The following is a 20076-nucleotide window of genomic DNA, read 5'->3' as shown; positions in this document are numbered from 1 at the left end:
CTTATTCAGGGATTACCGCGATCACGTCGATTTCCATCAGCCACTGCGGCTGGCCCAAGGCGCTGACCACCAACCCGGTGGAAATCGGAAACACGCCCTTGAGCCACTTGCCGACCTCCTGGTACACCGGCTCGCGATAACGTGGGTCGATCAGGTACGTCGTGGTCTTGACGATGTGGCTCAGGTCGCTGCCGGCCTCTTCCAGCAATTGCTTGACGTTGCGCATGGCCTGCTCGGCCTGGGCGCGAGGATCGCCAAGGCCCACCAGTTGACCGTTGAAGTCGGTGCCAACCTGGCCGCGCACGTAGACGGTGTTGCCGGCGCGCACGGCCTGGCACAGGTCGTTGTCCAACGTCTGGTTCGGGTAGGTGTCCTTGGTGTTGAACATGCGAATACGTGTATGAGTAGGCATCAGCGGACTCCCGAGAGACTGGTTTTCGAACGGTGCGAATCGCTGTTCAGGGCCGGGGCCTGGCGCTGGGCGGCATCTTGGTAGGCGAGGTAAATGCGTTGCTTCACGATGTGGTCGGCAATGTGCCGGGCGTCATGCCAGACACCCCAGATGAACGCCGAGCCTCGACGTGACAGCCAGGGCAAGCCGACGAAATACAGGCCCGGCTCGCTGGAAACGCCGCGCTGATGGCGAGGCTTGCCATTGGCGCCGAGGGCGTCAACCTTCAGCCAGCTGTAATCCACCGAGTAGCCGGTGGCCCAGATGACGCTGGTCACGCCGGCGGCCACCAGGTCCAGTTCCAGGATCGGCTGGGTCATGCATTGCGGGTCGGGCAGCAAGTGACGGGCCTCAGGTTCGAGGGGCAGGTCCAGGCCGTTGCGGGCAATGTAGGCGTCGGCGGCATCCAACAGCGCCAGGTAGTTTTCGTCGCCACGGGCGATGTTTTCAGCGAGATTCGGTTCGAAGGTCACCACGCTGCCGTTGAACGATTGGGTCAGCCCCACCAGGGTGATGCCCTCGTGGGCCAACCGGCGAAAATCCACGGTATGGCCGCCGCGGGCACCGCTCACCGCAATGGTGACGTGCTCCTTGCCCGGCTTGACCGCCTCCGCATCCCACTCGCCCAACACGCCCAGCCACCAGCAGAAATCGCGGTTGCGATAGGCCCGGGGCGGACGGTCATGGGCTCCCACCGAGAGATAGACTTGCTTGCCGGCGCGCTGCAGCTCATCGGCGATCTGCACACCGGACGACCCGGCACCCACCACCAACACGGCCCCTTCGGGCAATTGCCGAGGGTTGCGATACTGGGCCGAGTGAAGCTGGGTGACCGAGGTCAGATCCGGCGCAATCGGTGGAATCACCGGCCGTTGGAAAGGCCCGGTGGCGACCACCACATGGATCGCTTCGATCTGGCCTTCGGAGGTTTCGACAGTGAAGCCCGGCCGGCCGATATTGCGCTCGACGCCCCTGACCTCCACGCCGGTACGGATCGGTGCGTTGAACTTACGGGCATAGGCTTCGAAGTAATCGGCCACCTGGTCCTTGGTCGCGAACGCATCCGGGTCGAGCCCTTCGAATTCCAACCCTGGGAAGCGGTCATGCCAGGCCGGCCCGTTGGCCACCAGGGAATCCCAACGCGCCGTGCGCCAGGCCTCGGCAATGCGGCTTCGCTCCACGACGAGATGAGGCACGCCTTGACGGCTCAAGTGCTCACTCATGGCCACGCCGGCCTGGCCGGCGCCTATCACAAGCGTATCGATACGTAGGGTTTCATCGGGCATGTCTGTGCACTTCCGGCAGTAGGTTTGGTTCAGGCGGGCATGGCGCCGCCTCGGGTTTGGTTTTCTTGTTGTTCTGCGGTTGCGGTGATCGAGATGAGGTGTCGAGGCGATTGTGTTGGCAAGCGGGGATTTGCGAAACGAGGGTTTTTGTCGTTGCTGGGAAGGAAAAAAATGGGCTACTGCGCGGGAGCGATGGTCACGGCAACAAGGCGCGTCTCATTTGGACTTGATACCGGGCACCTGTGGCGAGGGAGCTTGCTCCCGCTGGGCTGCGCAGCGGCCCCAAACCCGTCACCGCGGCCAGTCAGACAGATAGCGTTCAGCTTTTTTAGGCTGCTGCGCAGCCAGCGGGAGCAAGCTCCCTCGCCACGGTATTCCGGTGCGGCAGACAATGGTTTATCCCGCCACGACGCCGGCCTGAGGGACTCACTCACTGCATCCGCGCCGGAAACGCCTTGAGCTCAAGCTTCTCCATCACCAACCCAATGAATGCCGAAACCGCCAGCGGCAACTGCCGCCGGCTCGGATAGAGCACATTCAGGCCGAAGCCGATGCGTTGGTATTGCGGCAGCACACGCACCAGCCTTCCGGCTTCCAGGTCGAGGCGGCTCAGCGCCCCTGGCAACACGGCGATGCCCAGGCCGGCGACGGTCGCCCGGCGCAACGCTTGGGCGGTGTTGGCGTGGAATCGGCTGGCGATCTGCACGTGCTGCTCGATGCCGCCCGGACCGACGAATCGCCAGTCGGTCAAGCCGCTGGGCTGGGCGAAGCTCACGCCGTCGTGGTGAGCCAGGTCCTGCAGCGAACGCGGTGCGCCACGTGCGGCAATGTAGGCGGGACTGGCAACCATGCCGTCGCCGTCATTGCTGAGCAGTTGGCGACCGACATACCCCGAGTCCTGCAACGGACCGCCGCGAAAGGCCACGTCGATGCGGTCGGCAATCAGGTCGACCCGGGCATCGCTGAGCACGAAATCAAGTTGCACTCGCGGATGCGCGGCTAAAAAGTCGGCCACCCACTCCATTGGGAAAAAGTCGAAGAAATCCGCCATCGCCGCAATGCGCACCAGGCCACCAGGCGCTTCGCCGCCCATCATCAGTTCCTGCCCTGCGTCCATCAAGCCGTCCACAGCGTCCACGCAACGCTCATAGAACGCCTGGCCCGCATGGGTCAACGTGAGCTTGCGGGTCGAGCGCTGCAGCAGGCGTGACGCCAACTGCGCCTCCAACTGCTGGACCCGTCGGCTGACCGTGTTCGAAGGCATGCCCAGCCGTCTGGCCGCTTCAGCGAAGCTGCCGCTGCGGACCACCTGGACGAACAGCGCAACATCGTTTAGATCGAGCATGGCGCCGACATTCCTTCGATTTATGGATGAGTTCAATCCGATTGTATCGACTAATCAAACCATTGGCAGGCCCTTATTCTTCGCCCATCGAGGCCCAACGCCCATGATTCGGAGGCAAGACCCATGAACAGCATCGTCGCAGCGCCACCCCGCGCCATCGTCCATCGCACTGCTGGCAGCAGTCATGGGCCAATCAACCGGCTCATGAGCCCCGGCGACCTGGGCCAACTCTGCAAGCCATTCGTGTTTCTCGATCACTTCGCCTTCAACGCCGATGCCCTGCAAAGAGGTTTCGGCATGCACCCGCATTCCGGGATCGCCACGCTGACCTACCTGATCGAAGGCCAAGTGATCTACGAAGACACCACCGGCCAGTCCGGCACCCTGCCCAGCGGCGGCATGGAGTGGATGCAAGCCGGCAACGGCGTATGGCACACCGCTCGACCGGTTGCGGGTTCGCCGATCCAAGGTTTCCAGCTCTGGGTTGCGCTGCCGGCGGCAGAAGAAAATGCCCCATCCCGCAGCGTCTACCTGGCCCCCTCCGAGATCCCCCGTGAAGGTCCGGCGCTGGTGTTGCTTGGCGAATACGGCGCAGCCCGCAGCAGCGTCGCCTCCCCGGCGGGCATGAATTACCTCGCCGTGCAGTTGCAGGACAACGAGCACTGGCGCTACACGCCGCCGGCCGGGCACACCGTCGCCTGGCTGGCGGTCAACAGTGGCAGCCTCAGCGCCAACGGCAACGTCAATGCCGGGGAAATGCTGGTGTTCGAAGAATCCGGCACGGCCATCGACATCGTTGCCCGGGGCGCGACCTCCTTCGTGCTCGGTTCGGCGGTCAAGCATCCCCATGACCTGGTGATGGGCTACTACTCGGTGCACACCAGCGAGGCCGCCCTGGAAAAAGGCGAGAAAGAAATCCAGCGCATCGGCGCCCTTTTGCAACAAGAGGGTCGGTTGGCCTGACCGACCCTCGACTCAATCCCTCATTCATACCCGATCCCTTAGAGGTGAATCATGACTGACACCGGTCTCGATCTTCTGTTGTCCCGTACTCAAGTCGGCAAGCTGTCCCTGAAAAACCGCATGGTCATGGCGCCGATGACCCGCAGCCGCGCAGGCGCGGGCGATGCCGCCACACCCTTGATGGCCGAGTACTACAGCCAACGGGCCAGCGCCGGCCTGATCATCAGCGAAGGCTCCCAGGTGTCGGCCCAGGGCAAGGGTTACCTGAGAACGCCGGGGATTTTTACTCCTGAGCAAGTCACCGGCTGGAAACAGGTGACCGATGCGGTCCATGGCGAGGGTGGGCAGATTTTTTTGCAGCTCTGGCATGTGGGTCGTCTTTCCCATCCTTTGGTGCAAGTCAACGGCGCCCAACCCGTCGCCCCTTCGGCGATCAAGGCCGATGGCGAGATCTATACCCCCGAAGGTCTCAAGCCCTACGAACTGCCACGGGCGCTGGCACTCGATGAAATCCCCGGCGTGGTCGCCGACTTCCGCCAGGCGGCCGTCAACGCGAAGGTCGCCGGTTTCGACGGCGTGGAGATCCACGGCGCCAATGGCTATTTGATCGATCAGTTCCTGCGTGACGGCACCAACCAACGCACTGATGCCTACGGTGGTTCGATCGAGCATCGCGCCCGTTTCCTCAAGGAAGTGGTCGAGTCGGTGATCGAGGTCTTCGGCGCCAGCCGTGTCGGCGTGCGCCTGTCGCCGATCTTCAGCTACTTCTCGATGAGCGACAGCAACCCGCAAGCAACATTTGACTACACGGCCAGGATGCTCAGCCGCTATGGCCTGGCTTACCTGCACATCGTGGAACTGGGCGAAGGCCCGTTCGACTTCCTGGAACTCAAGCGTCGCTTCGGCGGGACGTACATTGCCAATGGCGGCTACAGCGCCGAACGCGCCGCCACGGCCATCAGCCGTGGCGAAGCGGACCTGGTGGCGTTCGGCACGCCGTTCCTGGCGAACCCGGACCTGGTGGAACGGTTCAAACAGGGCCAGGCGCTGAACACCCCTGACGCCTCGACGTTCTATCAGGGCGACGAGCGTGGGTATACGGACTATCCGACTTTGGCCGGGGCTCAAGCAAGCCAAGAGGCGTAATGCCCGAGACCTATGGGAGCTTGCTCGCGAAAGCGGGATGTCAGTCAACGATGATGTTGAATTTGGAATTGCCTTCGCGAGCAGGCTCGCTCCCACAAGATCTCCGGTTGACCGCTATATCTGCATTCACCACCAATCCCCTGTGGGAGCGAGCCTGCTCGCGATAGCGGATTGTCAGTCGAGGATGATGTTGAATCTGATATTGCCTTCGCGAGCAGGCTCGCTCCCACAAGATCTCCGGTTGACCGCAAGACCTGCATTCACCACCAATCCCCTGTGGGAGCGAGCCTGCTCGCGAAAGCGGAATGTCAGTCAACGATGATGTTGAGATAGCGGTGGCTCAGAATGCAGCGGGCGCTCAAGTACTTTCCGACACATCAATCTGAAGCGGCACCACCCGTCTCGGCGCCGAGCCTGGTGGCGTGGCTGTCGCCGCCTCGACCAGTGCTTCGACCGCCTGTTCGGCCATTGCCCCGACGGGATGAGACAACACCGCCTGAACCAACCCCGTCTTCAACGCCTCGCGTGTCAACGGCGTCAGGTCGTGGCACACCACCACCGGCAGGCGAAGCTGCTGCTCCTGGAGACTGCGCAAGGCCCGCAACACCCCGGCGATGCCGCCACCAGCCACATACAGCCCGGCCAGGTCGGGCTCGGCCGTGAGCAAGTCCAGCGTATTGCCATACGCGAACTCATCGTCCTCCAGGGTCAGGCGCGAAGCGAGCAACTCCCATTCGTTGGAGTGCTCGGCCAGGTAACTGCGAAAGCTCAGTTCACAGAGTTCCTGGCACTGGAAACGCTGACTGCTGAGCATGACAGCCGCAGCGCCAGGTCGATCCGCCAGGCGGCTGATGAACCAGCCTGCCGTGCGACCGGTGAGTCGATTGTCCAACCCGACGTACCCCGTGCCGCTGGCGCTGGACAGCTCCGACAGCAACGCCACCACCGAAACGCCCGTCTCGCGCAATTGCGCAACCGCCTCCCGAACCCGTGGATGGTCCACTGCCACCACGCCCAGGCCATCCACCTGATCGCGCAGGGCCAGGATGCGTTGCGCGACGATGACCGGGTCGAGATCGTCCAGATAACCAATGACCACGCGGATCCGTGCTCGCGTGCAGGTCGCGGCGGCATTCGATAGCGCATGGGCGAGCCCCTGGTAAAAAGGCACGCCACTTTTCTGCAACAAGAAGCCAAGCCGCAAGGTCGGGCGGTCGTTGAGCACCCGTTGTTCGATCACGCCCTTGGCATGGAACCCCAACCGCGCAGCAGCCGCGGCGATGCGTTGGGCGGTATCGGCACGCACATCGGCGCGAAGGTTCAGCACCCGGTCGACGGTGGACAGGCTGACCCCCGCCTCCCGGGCGACATCGGCCATGGTGGGGCGCAGTTTACGGCGGCGTTCTTCTGACATGTTTTGACACCTCCATTCGGTATCATGAGGGGTTTTGACAGATTAAGCCATCGCCCCATGGCCCCCTTTCCGCCAACTCAATAGCATCAGGCCAAGCACATAAAAACAAACACAGCCGGAGTGCCCCATGACGATCCATATCTGCACCGCGCCCTGCTGCTGGGGCGTCGACGACGTCAAGAACCCTTTCCTGCCTCCGTGGCGGCGGGTGCTTGGGGAAGCGGCCGAGGCCGGCTATCGCGGGATCGAGCTGGGGCCGTACGGTTACCTGCCGCTAGACCCCGATACCATCAGTCCGGCCCTGTCCGAACAGGGTCTGCAGGTGGTCGCCGGGACGATCTTCGACGACCTCGTCAGCCCCGCCAACCTGCCCGAACTGCTGCGCCAGACCCATGAAATCTGCACGCTGCTCAAACAGCTGCCGCCCATGGAACAGCAAGCCGGCCAGCGCCATGCCGGGCCCTATCTGGTGATCATCGACTGGGGCCACGAAGTGCGCGACTACGCAGCCGGTCATTCGGACCGCGCCCCGCGCCTGGACGATGCACGCTGGAACGCAATGATGGCGCACATCCGCGCCATCGCCGACATCGCCTGGCATCAATACGGCATTCGCGCCGTCATCCACCCCCACGCGGGTGGATACATCGAGTTCGCCGACGAGTTGGCGCGCCTGGTGGAAGATATTCCCCATGAAGTCGCCGGGCTGTGCCTGGACACCGGGCATCTGTACTACGCCGGCATGGACCCGGTTGCGTCGCTGCGCACCTACGCCCATCGCCTGGATTACCTGCATTTCAAGGACATCGATCCGGTGGTGTTCGATCAGGTGCTGAATGAACACCTCCATTTTTTCGCGGCCTGCGCCCGGAGCGTGATGTGCCCTATCGGGCGCGGTGTCATCGACTACCCGGCGCTGTACGACCTCGTGCATGAACTCGGCTACGTCGGCTGCATCACCGTCGAACAGGAGCGCGACCCACGCAATGCGGGGAGCAGCCTCGACGACGTGGCCGCCAGTCGCGCCTACCTGGCCGGCATTGGTTTCTGATCACACAAGGACAACGACATGATCAACGGCAGCAAAACCCTCACGCGCCCCATCCGCTGGGCCATGGTCGGTGGCGGCGAACACAGCCAGATCGGCTACATCCATCGCTCGGCCGCCCTGCGCGACCGGAACTTCGAATTGGTCGCCGCGGCGTTGGATATCGACCCCACCCGGGGCCAAGTCTTTGGCCAACAACTGGGCATCGACCCCGAGCGCTGCTATCCGGATTACCTGAGTCTGTTCGAGCTGGAGGCGCAACGTCCCGATGGGATTGAAGCGGTGTCGATCGCCACGCCCAACGGCACCCACTACGCCATTACCCGCGCCGCCCTGGAAGCCGGGCTGCATGTGGTCTGCGAGAAACCGCTGTGCTTTACCCTCGAACAGGCCGAGACCCTGCGCAGCCTGGCGCACGTCAAGGGGCGCATCGTTGGCTTGACCTACGGCTACGCGGGGCACCAGTTGATCGAACAGGCCCGGGCGATGATCGCGGCCCAGGAACTGGGCGAGATCCGCATGGTGCACATGCAGTTCGCCCATGGTTTTCACAGCGCGCCGGTGGAGGCCCGGAACCAGGCGACCCAGTGGCGCGTCGACCCGCGCCAGGCCGGGCCCAGCTACGTATTGGGAGACGTCGGCACGCACCCGTTGTATTTGTCCAAGGTGATGCTGCCTGATCTGAAGATCAAACGCTTGATGTGCAGCCGGCAAAGCTTCGTCGCCAGCCGCGCGCCGTTGGAAGACAACGCCTACACCTTGATGGAATACGAAGGCGGCGCCATGGGCATGGTCTGGTCCAGCGCGGTGAATGCCGGTTCGATGCACGGGCAGAAGATCCGCGTGATCGGCGCCCGTGCCAGCCTGGAATGGTGGGACGAGCGGCCCAACCAACTGAGCGTCGAGATCCAGGGCCAACCCGCGCAGATCCTGGAGCGCGGCATGGGCTACCTGCACGCCGACGCGCTGCAAGACGACCGCATCGGTGGCGGCCATCCTGAAGGGCTGTTCGAAGCCTGGTCCAACCTCTATCGCCGCTTCGCCCTGGCCATGGATGCAGCCGACCGTGGCGACAGCCAAACGCTGGCCGCCCTGCGCTACCCCGACATCGATGCGGGTGTGGAAGGTGTGCGCTGGGTCGAGCGCTGCGTGGAGTCCGCTGACAACGATGCCGCCTGGGTCGCGTATTGATCCCGGTAATTCAGTCAACGCAATACCCCTGTGGCGAGGGAGCTTGCTCCCGCTGGACTGCGCAGCAGTCCCAAAAGGGGGCCGCTTCGCGCCCCAGCGGGAGCAAGCTCCCTCGCCACGGGCAATGAGTATTCCTCAATGGAGAACAACCATGAAAATCGCCCTCGACCCCTACATGCATCGCCACCTGAGCCTGCCGGACCTGTGCCGCAAGACCGCCGAGCTCGGCTTCGAGTACCTGGAGCTGTCGCCACGGGAGGACTTCCTGCCCTGGTGGGTACGCCCCCGCGCCCATAAGGAGCGCATCGCCGAGTTCAAGAAAGCCCTGCGCGACCACGACCTGCAACTGGCCTCGCTGCTGCCGATGTACCGCTGGGCCAGCCCCCATGAAGACGAACGCCGGGCAGCGGTGAACTACTGGAAGGAGGCGATCCAGGTCGCCGTGGACATGGGCTGCACGACGATGAACTCGGAGTTTGGCCGTGGGCCTTCGCCTGATCGTGGGCATACCGTCAGTTGCTGCGGTGGCGTGCACAGCCACGAGTCGAGCGAAGCGGCGTGGTGGCGCTCGATGGAGGAACTGGTGCCGATCCTGGAAAGCGAGGGGGTCACGCTGAACGTCGAGCCTCACCCGGAGGATTGGTGCGAGACCCTGCACCCGGCCCTCGACATGCTCAAGACTATCGGCTCGGATAACGTCAAGTTCCTGTACTGCACGCCGCACACCTTCTACTTCGGCGACGACATGCAGGCCATGATCGCCGAGGCCGGGTCGATGATCGCCCATGTCCACATCGCCGACACCTACAACCACAAGGCCTCGTCCGGCCTGCGCTACATCGTCAATCCCCCGGGCGCCAAGGTCACCGTCCACCAACACATGGACATGCACCAGGGCGAGATCGACTGGGACCTGTTCTTCAGCGAACTGGCCAAGACTGGCTTCGACGGCATCGTCACCGCATGCGTGTTCGGCTGGGAAGAACGGGCGGACGACTCCGGGCGTTTCATGCGCAAGGAAATCCAGGCCTACGTGGACAAGTATTTCAGGTAGATCGTCACGGGAGCAATGGCACGATCCGCGGCTCGATCGCCTGCTCGCTCACCTCCAGCAGCGCCAGCGTCACCGGCAACTTAAACCGTCGCCGGCCGGCGCTGCCTGGGTTGAGATAGAGCCGCTCGCCACGCCACTCGATCAGCGGCTTATGGGAGTGGCCGGTGATCACCAGCCGCACGCCTGGGTCGAGTGGCGCCGGCACGTCCGCGATGTCATGGACCAATAGGGCCTGCCATCCCATCAGGTCGAATTGCAGGCAATCGGCAAGGTACCCTGCCCATTCGGCGTCCAGATCGTTGTTCCCACGCACCACCTGCAGCTCGCCAATGGAAGCCAAGGCATCAAGGATTTCCGGGCTGCCGATATCACCCGCATGAATGATCCGCTCACAGCCTTGCAGCGCCGCAAGCGCTTCAGGGCGCAGCAGGCCGTGGGTATCCGAAATCACACCAATTTTCACGAAACCTTTCTCCTCAATCGTGTGTCGCCGGTTATACCTGCCTCGTCGCAGTTAGCTAACGTGCTGAAATCGAATAGGATAGGCTACGCCTGGAAAGGCGCAGACCCGTCGTGGAAAGGATATGTGAATGCTCGGACGCAAGCAGCCAGAGCCCAAGATCGAAAGCCCGGATGAAGCCTTCTCCCAGCAGGCTGTGCGGGCCGGAGCTGCATTTCGGCTGACCGTGAGTTTCATGCTGGTGGTGGTCATCGCCTTCCTGGCCGTCGAAGGCTGGCGAACCTGGCGCGATTACCGTGCCGCGTTTGCGTCTGCCCGGGACTCGGTGACGAACCTGGCACGGGCGACGGCCCAGCACGCCGAAGACACCATTCGACAAGTGGATGTGGTTACCGCCGCCCTCGCCGAACGGGTGGAGGGCGATGGCCTGCAGAACATGGACGTCCCGCGCATCCATAAGCTCTTGGTGCAACAGGCCGCGATCATGCCGCAGTTGCACGGGCTATTCATATACGGCCCGGACGGCCAATGGCTGGTGACGGACAAGGAAGTCATTCCGGAAATGGCGAACAACGCCGACCGCGACTACTTCCAATACCACCGCACCCATGAAGATCGAGGCGTGCGCATCGGTGACGTGGTCCAGAGCCGTTCCACCCACGACCTGATCATTCCCATTTCCCGCCGCCTGAACAACCCCGATGGCTCGTTTGCCGGCGTAATGCTGGGGACCGTGAAGGTCAGCTATTTCGTCGACTACTACGGCGACTTCAAAATCGATGGCAAAGGCGCGCTGGTCCTGGCCAAGCGCAGCGGAACGATCCTGGTCCGACGTCCCTTCGTCGCCTCGGTGATTGGCAAGAGCCTCGTCAACAGCGTGATCTTCAGGGAGCATTTACCCACCTCCAACCAAGGGGTTGCCGAAGCCAGGGCCGTCGTCGACGATACCGAGCGCCTGTATGGCTACCGGGCCTTGACCACGTATCCGCTGGTGGTGGAAACCGGCTTGTCCCGCGAGTCGATCATCGCGCCCTGGCGCCGGGACCTGCTCAAGACCGGCCTGGTGTTGATTTTCCTGATCGCGATACTGGTGGGCTTCGGGCTCATCGTGTTGAGCCAACTGCGCTACCGCATGACCATGGAAAAGCAGATTCGCAGCGCCCACCAGGCCATGCGCGACATGGCGCTGACCGACAGCCTGACCGGGCTGGGCAACCGCCGGCGGCTGGACATCACCCTGGCCGATGAGCTGCGCCTGGCCAGGCGCCAGGGCTCATCCCTGGCCCTGATCATGCTCGATGTGGATTACTTCAAGCGTTTCAACGACCGGTACGGCCATGCCGCCGGTGACGATTGCCTGCGGGCGATTGCGGGCGCGATCGGGCAGACCATCAAGCGGCCGGGCGACCTCGCGGTGCGCTACGGCGGTGAGGAGTTCACCGTGTTGTTGCCCAACACCGACAGTGCCGGGGCGGCCAGGGTCGCGCAGCAAATCCTCGAAGCCGTCAGGGCCTTGAACATTGAACATGGCGATCATCCCCTGGGCATCGTGACCATCAGCGCCGGCATCACCACCAGCCAGCCGAGCGACGAGGATGCAACCCCGGCGGTGCTGATCAAGGCCGCGGACGCCTTCTTGTACCTGGCGAAAAACACCGGGCGAAACCGTTGGTGCAGCGCTGGCGCAACGTCGGGGTGAACGCCGCGAGCGCGCCGCGCATCGGTCAGAATCGTGCAAACCCAAGTCCACAGGTGCCGGCGAGGCGCCTGGCGGCTACAATGCGCGCTTCGACCGTGACCAGCCTGACTAAAAACAAATGTCCTTGCCCAAACATCATCTGGAATTGCTCAGCCCCGCCCGCGACGTGACCATCGCCCGCGAGGCCATCCTGCATGGCGCCGACGCCGTGTACATCGGTGGCCCGAGTTTCGGCGCGCGTCACAACGCCTGCAACGAGGTGGGCGATATCGCCCGGCTGGTGGAATTCGCCCACCGCTACCACGCCCGTGTGTTCACGACCATCAACACCATCCTGCACGACAACGAGCTGGAGCCGGCCCGCCAGCTGATCCACCAGTTGTACGATGCCGGCGTAGACGCGTTGATCGTCCAGGACCTGGGGGTGATGGAGCTGGATATCCCGCCCATCGAGCTGCACGCCAGCACCCAGACCGACATCCGCACCCTGGCCCGGGCCAAGTTCCTCGACCAGGCCGGTTTCTCGCAACTGGTCCTGGCCCGTGAGCTGAACCTGCAGGAAATCCGCGCCATCGCCGACGAGACCGATGCGGCCATCGAGTTCTTCATCCACGGCGCGCTGTGCGTGGCCTTTTCCGGCCAGTGCAACATCTCCCACGCCCAGAACGGCCGCAGCGCCAACCGTGGCGACTGCTCCCAGGCCTGTCGCCTGCCCTACACCTTGAAGGACGACCAGGGCCGGGTGGTCGCCTATGAAAAACACCTGCTGTCGATGAAAGACAACAACCAGAGCGCCAACATCCGCGCCCTGGTGGAAGCCGGCGTGCGTTCGTTCAAGATCGAAGGGCGCTACAAGGACATGGGCTATGTGAAGAACATCACCGCCTATTACCGCCAGCGCCTGGACGATGTCCTTGAAGACCGCCCGGACCTGGCCCGCGCGTCCAGCGGCCGCACCGCACACTTCTTCGTTCCCGACCCGGACAAGACCTTCCACCGTGGCAGCACCGACTATTTCGTCAGCGAGCGCAAGATCGACATTGGCGCCTTCGACTCGCCAACCTTTACCGGCGTGCCGGTGGGCGTGGTGGAGAAAGTCGGCAAGCGCGACCTGCAAGTGGTGACCTTCGATCCGCTGTCCAACGGCGACGGCCTCAACGTGCTGGTCAAGCGCGAAGTCGTCGGTTTCCGCGCCAACATCGCCGAGCCCAAGGGTGAGTTCGAAGAGGACGGCCAGAAACGTTACCGCTACCGCGTCGAGCCTAACGAGATGCCGGCCGGTATGTACCAGTTGCGCCCCAACCACCCGTTGAGCCGCAACCTGGACCACAATTGGCAGCAAGCATTGCTCAAGACCTCTTCCGAGCGTCGGGTCGGCCTGGCCTGGGTGGCATGCCTGCGTGAAGAACGCCTGGAACTGACCGCCACCAGCGAAGAAGGCATCAGCGCCAGTGTTTCCCTGGATGGGCCGTTCGGCCTGGCGAACAAGCCGGAACAGGCCCTGGAGCAACTGCACGACCTGCTCGGCCAACTGGGCACCACCGAATACCACGCCACCGCTATCGAGCTGGATGCGCCCCAGGCGTTCTTCATCCCCAACTCGCAGCTCAAGGCGTTGCGCCGCGAAGCCATCGAAGCCCTGACCGCCGCCCGCATCAAGGCCCACCCACGCGGTGGCCGCAAGGCCGAGACCAGCCCGCCTCCGGTGTACCCGGAATCGCACCTGTCGTTCCTGGCCAACGTCTACAACCAGAAGGCCCGGGACTTCTACCATCGCCACGGGGTCAAGCTGATCGACGCGGCCTTCGAAGCCCACGAGGAAACCGGTGAAGTGCCGGTGATGATCACCAAGCACTGCCTGCGCTTCTCGTTCAACCTCTGCCCCAAGCAGGCCAAGGGCGTCACCGGCGTGCGCACCAAGGTCGCGCCGATGCAGCTGATCCACGGCGATGAAGTGCTGACGCTGAAGTTCGACTGCAAACCTTGCGAGATGCACGTGGTTGGCAAGATCAAGGGCCACATCCTCGACCTGCCATTGCCCGGCAGCACGGCGCAGCCCGTGGTAGGCCATATCAGCCCGGAAGACCTGCTCAAGACGATCCCGCGCGCACCGCATTAAGCAATAGCAAGCCCACATTGGGTTTCGGGCGTTCACAAAACATGCATCCACCACAGGTCCCTGTGGGAGCGGGGGGTGGGGGGGGGGGGGGGGAAAAAGGCACGCCTTGGGGGGGTTGTGGGGGGGGGGAGGGGGGAGCCCCCGGGCTTGCTCGCGAAGGCGGCATAACAGTCAACGATGATGTTGAATGTGCTGGCCTCTTCGCGAGCAAGCCCGCTCCCACACAGAGTATCGGGTGCTTGGAATGGATGTTTCATTTCTGCGTCGTTTTTGCTTTTCCGGGCGACAAATCCTGTTCGAGGGCTCCCCCGCCGCGCGCTCATGGTGTTAGGTTGTAAGTGATTGTTTCATCAAACGACACTTCTCCCCTGCAAAGGAATGCCTGCCACCATGAACTTCCCGTTCAAGCGTCTTGCCATTGCCACCCTCATACTGTCCAGCCTGTCGTCATTCGCGATGTCGGCCAGCGCCAACATCACCGCCCAACAGGGCTCAGCCATTGTCAAGACCTTCGCCGGAACATCGGTCAAGGATTTCAGGCAGTTCCTGGGAGAGGTCGCCAAGAGCGACCTGGCCAAAACCGCCAACCTCGGCCCGGCCATCAGCGCCTTCCAAGACAACAAGACGCTGTCCGCTGAACAACAGAACGAAATCCACCGTTTGCTGGGCCTTTACGCCCGGGTGAAATACGGCGAAGCCGCCACCGAGACGCTGAAGGAATTGGTCGCTATCCCGACCTATCGCAAGGACGGCGTTGCCCAGCACGAGAACCCGGAATTCCTCAAGATCGCCGACGAGATCAAGCGCCTCGCCGAATCCTTCAACCTGGACTTCCGCAACATCGACAACCGCGTCTATGAGATTTCCCTCGAAGGCAGCGGCGATGAAGTCGTTGGCATCCACGCCCATGCCGACGTGGTCCCGGTCACGCCGGAGAACTGGGTGTTGAAAGACGGTACACGCCTCGATCCGTTCAAGGTCACCCTGGTGGGCGACCGCATGTATGGCCGCGGTACCGAGGACGACAAGAACGGTATCGTCGTGACGCTCTACGCCATGAAAATCATCAAGGAAGAAAAACTGCCGCTGGCGCGCAACTTCAAGCTGCTGGTCGACACCACCGAAGAAACCACCGGCGACGCCATCCCCTATTATTTCGAACGCAACCCGACGCCCAACTACAACCTGGCGCTGGATGGTGGCTACCCCGTGGTGATCGCCGAGAAAGGCTACGGCACGGTCATGGCCAACTTCCCTCGCCGCGCGGCCCAGGGCAAGGGCGCCGAAATCATTGCGTTGACGGGGGGCATGGCGACCAACCAGATCCCGTCGACCTCGGTGGCGACCTTCGTGACCGACAAGCCCACAGATCTGGCAGCGAACCTGCTCAAGGCCGGCACCGAATTCGCCAAGGCCAATGGCGGCGACTTTGAGGTAAAAAGCGCAGTGGCCGACAACGCGGTCAAGCTGACCTTCACTGGCGTTTCGGCCCACTCCTCCGAGCCCGAGTCAGGCGTCAACCCGGTCGCCAGGATGCTGGTGTTCATCAACGGTCTCGACGGCAAGGTCGCCCTCAAGCACAACCACATCACCGACGCCGCCCGCTACGCCGCCGACAACTGGGGCCTGGACTACCTGGGCAACAAGCTGGGGATTGGCTTTTCCGATGCGTTCATGGGGCCGCTGACCGCGTCCCTGACCTACGTCGGCATGGATGAGCAAACCTTCAAGCTGGCGGTCAACCTGCGGGTGCCGGTGGGCAAGCCAACCGAAACGCTGAAGACTGAAATCAACGATAAGCTCTCCGCCTGGGCCAAGACGTCCCAGGTCGCCGTGGCCTTCGACAACACCATCGACGCACCGATGTACCGAAACCCCGAAGGTGAATGGGTCAAGGCGCTACTGGCCGTCGCCACGGAGAACCTGGGCATGGCACACACATTCGGCACTTCCGCCGGCGCCACCTCGGTCCATGACCTGCCCAACGGCGTGCAATTCGGCCTGGCGATGCCCAACGTCAAGTACACCGGGCACAACGACAACGAGTTCAAGACGGTGGAGCAGTTCCTGTTGGACTTGCAGATCGTGACCGAGATGATGGGGCGGATCGGGCAATTGCCGAAGCTCTGATCGGCCCTGCACGGGACAGTTCTTAAGGCTGTTGGTGTTCATTGTGGCGAGGGAGCGTGCTCCCGCGCGGTTGCGCAGCGACCGCAAGTTTTTTGGGACTGCTGCGCAGTCCAGCGGGAGCAAGCTCCCACGCCACAGGTTTACCCTGATTCCTTCACCTTATTCCTTCAGGTGAGTGGCGCTTGGATCGATGACCTTAGCGGTAACGTCGACCAACTCCAGCCCCCAATCCCCATGCAGGTACCAGTCCTCGCCGATCATCTCGGCCGGGTGCATCGTGCGATCGGCACCGTTGCCGCAGGCCAGCGCGCTGGTCGGACAGTAACGATCACACCCCCAGCAAATGCGCTCGGGATGCTTGGGACTGATGGGAAACGGCTTTGCCATGAGGCCCCCGTATAACCAATGGGTGTACCCGTACCCTACCCCGGCGGGCCACTGCCGCCCTTGATCCTGATCAAGAACAGCCGCACGGGAACGAACTGACGTTCACCGCTCAAGAATTCACGCTGAAAATTGACAAGAATCATTATTATTCGCAGCGAAGCTTCCTAGACTCGGCGCCATCCTTTAGCCAACCAGGAAGTCATCATGCGTACCCTTGCTCCGTTGTCCCTCGCCCTGCTGTTGCTGCCACCATTGGCCCAGGCCAAGGAATACCCCATCGGCGAACCGCAACTGTGCCCGGGGCTGGAAGTCGGTGCGGTGTACCTGCAGCCGATCGAAATGGCCCCCGCCGGGATGATGCGCGCCACGGCCGAGTCCGACGTGCACCTGGAAGCCGACATCCGCGCCACTGCGGACAACCAGCAAGGCTTCCAGGAAGGCAGCTTCGTGCCTTATCTGAACGTGTCGTTCCAACTGAAGAAACAAGGCATCGACACCGCGCTCAAGGGCGACTTCCACGCCATGGTCGCCAACGACGGGCCGCACTACGGCGACAACGTCAAGCTGCTCGGCCCTGGCAAATATCAATTGACCTTCACCGTCCTGCCACCGGGCGGCCACGCCTCCCTCGGTCGTCATACCGACAAGGAAACCGGCGTGGCGCCGTGGTTCGAACGCTGCGAACTGCACTACGAATTCGTCTACGCCGGTATCGGTAAAAAAGGCGGGTACTGAACATGAGCCGCCGATCCTGGCCGTCCTGCCTGGCCCGGCTGACGTTGGCCGGTCTGCTGCTGCCATCCATCGCCCAGGCCGAACTGCCCACTTATGAATTGAGCATCCGCGACGGGCATTTCACGCCGCCACAGTTGGAAGTACCGGCCGGGCAACGCTTCAAGATCGTGCTCAAAAATATCGGCCAGGGCCCGGCGGAGTTCGAAAGCACGCCCTTGCGCGTCGAGAAAGTGCTCTCGCCCGGCGTTACGACGTTCGTGGTCATTCATCCGCTGCGTCCTGGGCACTACCCGTTTTTTGACGAATTCAATCCGCAACTGCCCGAGGGCGGGATTCTCGCCCGGTAATCGGCCAGCAGGAGGCGTTTGCATGACTCAATCGATGTTTATTGTCTGGCGCGAAAGCGTCGAAGCATTGTTGGTGATCGGGATTCTCCAGGCCTGGGTCAGCCAGCAGCAACAGGCCAGCCAACTGCGACGTTATGTCTGGGCCGGCGCGGCGTTGGGCTTGCTGCTTTCCGGCGTGCTGGCCGGCCTGATCCTGCTCGCCGGCGAGGCCATGAGCGGTACCAACAGTGAATGGTTCCAGGCGGCGTTGGCCTTGGTCGCCAGCTTGCTGATCGTGCAGATGGTCGGCTGGATGCACCGAAACGCACGGACGCTCAAGCATGACCTGACACGCCACGCCGACCAGCGCCTGGGCCGCCAGGGTGGCCTGGGCCTGTTGGTCCTGGCCTTGCTCGCCGTCAGCCGCGAAGGCAGTGAGACCGTGGTCTTCCTGTATGGCGCCGGTGCGCGCCTGCACGGGCCGCCACTGGGCTTGTTCGCCGTAGGCGCACTGGCCGGGCTGGTGTTGTCGCTGCTGACCGTCTCCCTGCTGCACAGCAGTCGCCGGTTCATCTCGTGGTCGCGTTTTTTTGCCATCAGCGAAGCGATCCTGCTGCTGTTGGGCGCGGCGCTGCTGGTCAGCGCTTTCGAGCGGGTCGGCGGGCAATTGCTGGCGATGGATTGGCCCGAGGCGGTGTATCGCGGCATTGGCGACGCGCTGTGGGACAGCAGTGCGCTCCTCGACGACGGCCACGGTTTGGGTGGGTTCCTGGCGGATTTCGCCGGGTATCGGGCCAGTCCGAGTGCGATGACGTTGCTGGTGTGGCTGGGCTATTGGGGCGTCGTCGCCGGCTGGCTGCGACCACGCAAGGCGGAAACCCTGCCATGCCCGACCTGAACCCCTGGCTCCAACGCCTGGGCGACGGCATGCGTCGCCATGGCTCGGCAATTCGTGCGATGCAATGGGCGGTGGTGCTGTTCTACGCGGTGCTGTTGGTGGTGCCGGCCATGTTGCCATTGCCCACTAGTCAGGCGCGGCTGTTGGACAACCTGACGCTGCTGGCGCAGTTCCTGTTCTGGGGCATCTGGTGGCCGTTCGTGTTGCTGTCGATCGTGCTGTTCGGTCGCCTCTGGTGTGGCGTGTTGTGCCCGGAAGGCGCTTTGAGCGAATGGGCCAGCCAGTACGGCAAGGGCCTCGGGGTGCCGCGCGGGGTGCGCTGGGCTGGCTGGCCGACTTTGGCGTTCTGCCTGACCACGGTCTACGGCCAGTTGATCAGCGTGTACGACTATGCCCAGGCAGCGCTGTTGATCCTCGGCGGCTCGACCGTCGCCGCGGTGATCGTCGGCCTGTTGTTCGCCCGGGGCAAGCGGGTGTGGTGCCGTTACCTGTGCCCGGTCAGCGGTGTGTTTGCCCTGCTCGCTCGCCTGGCGCCGGTGCACTTTCAGGTGGATGAACAACGCTGGCTGGACAACCCGCCGCCCCGGCGCCCGCCCCCCAACTGCGCACCGCTGCTGGACATCCGTCGCCTGCGCGGCGCCGCCGATTGCCACGCCTGTGGTCGTTGCAGCGGCCAGCGCGGCGCGGTACGGCTGATTGCCCGCTCCAGCAACGCGGAAATCCTCCAGGCGACGGCCAACACACTTTCGCCCTGGGATTCTCGCCTGCTGCTGTTCGGTGTCATCGGCCTGGCCATGGGCGCGTTCCAGTGGACCGTCAGCCCTTGGTTCATCGACCTCAAGCAAAGCCTGGCCCAATGGCTGGTGAATCACGATTGGCTCTGGGCACTCCAGGACAACGCGCCTTGGTGGCTGCTGACCCACTACCCGCAACTCAATGACAGTTTCAGTTGGCTCGATGGCTTTTGCATCGTCGCGTACCTGGGCCTGAGTGCGCTGCTGATGGGCACTTCGTTGCTGTTTCTCATGCGCCTGGCCGCATGGCTCTCAGGCCACACGGCAAACTACCAGCCCCTGGCCCTCACCCTGACGCCCCTTGGCGGTGCCGGCTTGTTCCTCGGTTTGTCGGCGACCACGGTCAAGTTGTTGCGCTATGAAGGCCTGTTGCTGGAGTGGGTACCGCCGGCCCGGGCCGCGCTTTTAACGGCCGGGATCGCCTGGAGCCTATGGCTGGGCTGGAAGCGCCTGCAGGCGAGCGTGGCATCGCCGATCCGACGCGTGCCCGCCATGGCCTGCCTGGTGCTGGCCAGCAGCTGGGTGGGGTATGGCTGGTGGTTGCAATTCTGGGGCTGGTGATCGAGGGATTGCGGGGGATCACAAAAGCCATCCCCACCACAATTCCCCTGTGGGGGCTTGCTCGCGAAT

Annotated in this window: 18 protein-coding genes; 12 read left to right on the top strand and 6 right to left on the bottom strand. The window is 63.2% G+C overall.

Features of this window, described 5'->3' with window-relative positions; translation table 11 throughout:
- Position 1: 1 nt before the first annotated feature.
- The 3 genes from ACIPQ1_RS11505 to ACIPQ1_RS11495 form a co-directional block, all read right to left on the bottom strand.
- The gene (locus ACIPQ1_RS11505) at positions 2 to 412 is read right to left on the bottom strand and encodes a RidA family protein (RefSeq protein WP_003201555.1); all 411 of its coding nucleotides are present in this window, start codon (positions 410 to 412) and stop codon (positions 2 to 4) included.
- The gene (locus ACIPQ1_RS11500; RefSeq protein ID WP_411384547.1) at positions 412 to 1737 is read right to left on the bottom strand and encodes a flavin-containing monooxygenase; all 1326 of its coding nucleotides are present in this window, start codon (positions 1735 to 1737) and stop codon (positions 412 to 414) included. The genes ACIPQ1_RS11505 and ACIPQ1_RS11500 overlap by 1 nt, the downstream gene beginning before the upstream one ends.
- A 430-nt stretch (positions 1738 to 2167) precedes the next feature.
- The gene (locus ACIPQ1_RS11495) at positions 2168 to 3082 is read right to left on the bottom strand and encodes a LysR family transcriptional regulator (RefSeq protein WP_411384546.1); all 915 of its coding nucleotides are present in this window, start codon (positions 3080 to 3082) and stop codon (positions 2168 to 2170) included.
- 123 nt (positions 3083 to 3205) lie between these two features.
- Between ACIPQ1_RS11495 and ACIPQ1_RS11490 the strand changes: the two genes are divergently transcribed.
- Positions 3206 to 4045 carry a pirin family protein gene (locus tag ACIPQ1_RS11490; RefSeq protein WP_411384545.1) on the top strand — a complete coding sequence of 280 codons (840 nt, stop codon included), beginning with the start codon at positions 3206 to 3208 and terminating at the stop codon, positions 4043 to 4045.
- A gap of 51 nt (positions 4046 to 4096) precedes the next feature.
- Positions 4097 to 5191, top strand: a complete 1095-nt coding sequence (locus tag ACIPQ1_RS11485; protein ID WP_411384544.1) for an alkene reductase — start codon at positions 4097 to 4099, stop codon at positions 5189 to 5191.
- A gap of 358 nt (positions 5192 to 5549) precedes the next feature.
- On the opposite strand, the gene ACIPQ1_RS11480 is transcribed toward ACIPQ1_RS11485, so the two are convergent.
- Positions 5550 to 6605: a LacI family DNA-binding transcriptional regulator gene (locus ACIPQ1_RS11480; RefSeq protein WP_411384543.1), complete on the bottom strand. Its 1056-nt coding sequence runs from the start codon at positions 6603 to 6605 to the stop codon at positions 5550 to 5552.
- Positions 6606 to 6732: 127 nt separating this feature from the next.
- Between ACIPQ1_RS11480 and ACIPQ1_RS11475 the strand changes: the two genes are divergently transcribed.
- The 3 genes from ACIPQ1_RS11475 to ACIPQ1_RS11465 all read left to right on the top strand — a co-directional run bounded on the left by ACIPQ1_RS11475 (position 6733) and on the right by ACIPQ1_RS11465 (position 9898).
- Positions 6733 to 7656: a TIM barrel protein gene (locus ACIPQ1_RS11475; protein ID WP_250964162.1), complete on the top strand. Its 924-nt coding sequence runs from the start codon at positions 6733 to 6735 to the stop codon at positions 7654 to 7656.
- 18 nt (positions 7657 to 7674) lie between these two features.
- Entirely contained in the window at positions 7675 to 8844 is a 1170-nt protein-coding gene (locus ACIPQ1_RS11470; protein ID WP_411384542.1) for a Gfo/Idh/MocA family protein, read from the top strand.
- Positions 8845 to 8995: 151 nt separating this feature from the next.
- Positions 8996 to 9898 carry a sugar phosphate isomerase/epimerase family protein gene (locus tag ACIPQ1_RS11465; protein ID WP_411384541.1) on the top strand — a complete coding sequence of 301 codons (903 nt, stop codon included), beginning with the start codon at positions 8996 to 8998 and terminating at the stop codon, positions 9896 to 9898.
- Positions 9899 to 9902: 4 nt separating this feature from the next.
- Here ACIPQ1_RS11465 and ACIPQ1_RS11460 read toward each other — a convergent pair whose 3' ends face one another.
- The gene (locus tag ACIPQ1_RS11460) at positions 9903 to 10361 is read right to left on the bottom strand and encodes a metallophosphoesterase family protein (RefSeq protein ID WP_250964165.1); all 459 of its coding nucleotides are present in this window, start codon (positions 10359 to 10361) and stop codon (positions 9903 to 9905) included.
- 127 nt (positions 10362 to 10488) lie between these two features.
- Between ACIPQ1_RS11460 and ACIPQ1_RS11455 the strand changes: the two genes are divergently transcribed.
- From ACIPQ1_RS11455 to ACIPQ1_RS11445, 3 genes are all read left to right on the top strand, one after another.
- Positions 10489 to 12057 (top strand): sensor domain-containing diguanylate cyclase, encoded by a 1569-nt coding sequence (locus ACIPQ1_RS11455; RefSeq protein WP_411384540.1) that lies wholly within the window; start codon positions 10489 to 10491, stop codon positions 12055 to 12057.
- 118 nt (positions 12058 to 12175) lie between these two features.
- Positions 12176 to 14176 (top strand): peptidase U32 family protein, encoded by a 2001-nt coding sequence (locus ACIPQ1_RS11450; RefSeq protein WP_411384539.1) that lies wholly within the window; start codon positions 12176 to 12178, stop codon positions 14174 to 14176.
- A 390-nt stretch (positions 14177 to 14566) separates the two neighbouring features.
- Positions 14567 to 16306 carry a dipeptidase gene (locus ACIPQ1_RS11445; RefSeq protein ID WP_411384538.1) on the top strand — a complete coding sequence of 580 codons (1740 nt, stop codon included), beginning with the start codon at positions 14567 to 14569 and terminating at the stop codon, positions 16304 to 16306.
- Positions 16307 to 16465: 159 nt separating this feature from the next.
- Here the strand turns inward: ACIPQ1_RS11445 and ACIPQ1_RS11440 are convergent, their stop codons facing one another.
- Complete coding sequence (locus ACIPQ1_RS11440) at positions 16466 to 16693, bottom strand: DUF3079 domain-containing protein (RefSeq protein ID WP_186705795.1); 228 nt, start codon at positions 16691 to 16693, stop codon at positions 16466 to 16468.
- 204 nt (positions 16694 to 16897) lie between these two features.
- Here ACIPQ1_RS11440 and ACIPQ1_RS11435 point away from each other — a divergent pair, with 204 nt between their 5' ends.
- From ACIPQ1_RS11435 to ACIPQ1_RS11420, 4 genes are read left to right on the top strand one after another with little or no spacing between them, the layout of a single operon-like run.
- Positions 16898 to 17428 (top strand): iron transporter, encoded by a 531-nt coding sequence (locus ACIPQ1_RS11435; protein ID WP_411384537.1) that lies wholly within the window; start codon positions 16898 to 16900, stop codon positions 17426 to 17428.
- Positions 17429 to 17430: 2 nt separating this feature from the next.
- A complete protein-coding gene (locus tag ACIPQ1_RS11430) occupies positions 17431 to 17775 on the top strand; it encodes a cupredoxin domain-containing protein (protein ID WP_250965392.1) in 345 nt (114 codons plus the stop codon).
- Positions 17776 to 17797: 22 nt separating this feature from the next.
- Positions 17798 to 18652 (top strand): FTR1 family iron permease, encoded by an 855-nt coding sequence (locus tag ACIPQ1_RS11425; protein WP_411384536.1) that lies wholly within the window; start codon positions 17798 to 17800, stop codon positions 18650 to 18652.
- Positions 18640 to 20007, top strand: coding sequence for a 4Fe-4S binding protein (locus tag ACIPQ1_RS11420; protein ID WP_411384535.1), 1368 nt, complete (start codon positions 18640 to 18642; stop codon positions 20005 to 20007). Before ACIPQ1_RS11425 ends, ACIPQ1_RS11420 begins: the two co-directional genes overlap by 13 nt.
- The last annotated feature ends 69 nt before the right edge of the window (positions 20008 to 20076 follow it).

It is taken from the genome of Pseudomonas sp. LARHCG127 (assembly GCF_052871455.1).
The sequence above is the reverse complement of the archived record's forward strand: the minus strand, read 5'-3'. Positions and strand labels throughout refer to the sequence as shown.

Coding starts and splice junctions, on each gene's coding strand:
- ACIPQ1_RS11430 (WP_250965392.1), top strand. CDS start 17,431: ATGAGCCGCCGATCCTGGCCGTCCTGCCTGGCCCGGCTGACGTTGGCC.
- ACIPQ1_RS11490 (WP_411384545.1), top strand. CDS start 3,206: ATGAACAGCATCGTCGCAGCGCCACCCCGCGCCATCGTCCATCGCACT.
- ACIPQ1_RS11435 (WP_411384537.1), top strand. CDS start 16,898: ATGCGTACCCTTGCTCCGTTGTCCCTCGCCCTGCTGTTGCTGCCACCA.
- ACIPQ1_RS11445 (WP_411384538.1), top strand. CDS start 14,567: ATGAACTTCCCGTTCAAGCGTCTTGCCATTGCCACCCTCATACTGTCC.
- ACIPQ1_RS11420 (WP_411384535.1), top strand. CDS start 18,640: ATGCCCGACCTGAACCCCTGGCTCCAACGCCTGGGCGACGGCATGCGT.
- ACIPQ1_RS11440 (WP_186705795.1), bottom strand. CDS start 16,693: ATGGCAAAGCCGTTTCCCATCAGTCCCAAGCATCCCGAGCGCATTTGC.
- ACIPQ1_RS11495 (WP_411384546.1), bottom strand. CDS start 3,082: ATGCTCGATCTAAACGATGTTGCGCTGTTCGTCCAGGTGGTCCGCAGC.
- ACIPQ1_RS11500 (WP_411384547.1), bottom strand. CDS start 1,737: ATGCCCGATGAAACCCTACGTATCGATACGCTTGTGATAGGCGCCGGC.
- ACIPQ1_RS11505 (WP_003201555.1), bottom strand. CDS start 412: ATGCCTACTCATACACGTATTCGCATGTTCAACACCAAGGACACCTAC.
- ACIPQ1_RS11455 (WP_411384540.1), top strand. CDS start 10,489: ATGCTCGGACGCAAGCAGCCAGAGCCCAAGATCGAAAGCCCGGATGAA.
- ACIPQ1_RS11425 (WP_411384536.1), top strand. CDS start 17,798: ATGACTCAATCGATGTTTATTGTCTGGCGCGAAAGCGTCGAAGCATTG.
- ACIPQ1_RS11450 (WP_411384539.1), top strand. CDS start 12,176: ATGTCCTTGCCCAAACATCATCTGGAATTGCTCAGCCCCGCCCGCGAC.
- ACIPQ1_RS11485 (WP_411384544.1), top strand. CDS start 4,097: ATGACTGACACCGGTCTCGATCTTCTGTTGTCCCGTACTCAAGTCGGC.
- ACIPQ1_RS11470 (WP_411384542.1), top strand. CDS start 7,675: ATGATCAACGGCAGCAAAACCCTCACGCGCCCCATCCGCTGGGCCATG.
- ACIPQ1_RS11465 (WP_411384541.1), top strand. CDS start 8,996: ATGAAAATCGCCCTCGACCCCTACATGCATCGCCACCTGAGCCTGCCG.
- ACIPQ1_RS11475 (WP_250964162.1), top strand. CDS start 6,733: ATGACGATCCATATCTGCACCGCGCCCTGCTGCTGGGGCGTCGACGAC.
- ACIPQ1_RS11480 (WP_411384543.1), bottom strand. CDS start 6,605: ATGTCAGAAGAACGCCGCCGTAAACTGCGCCCCACCATGGCCGATGTC.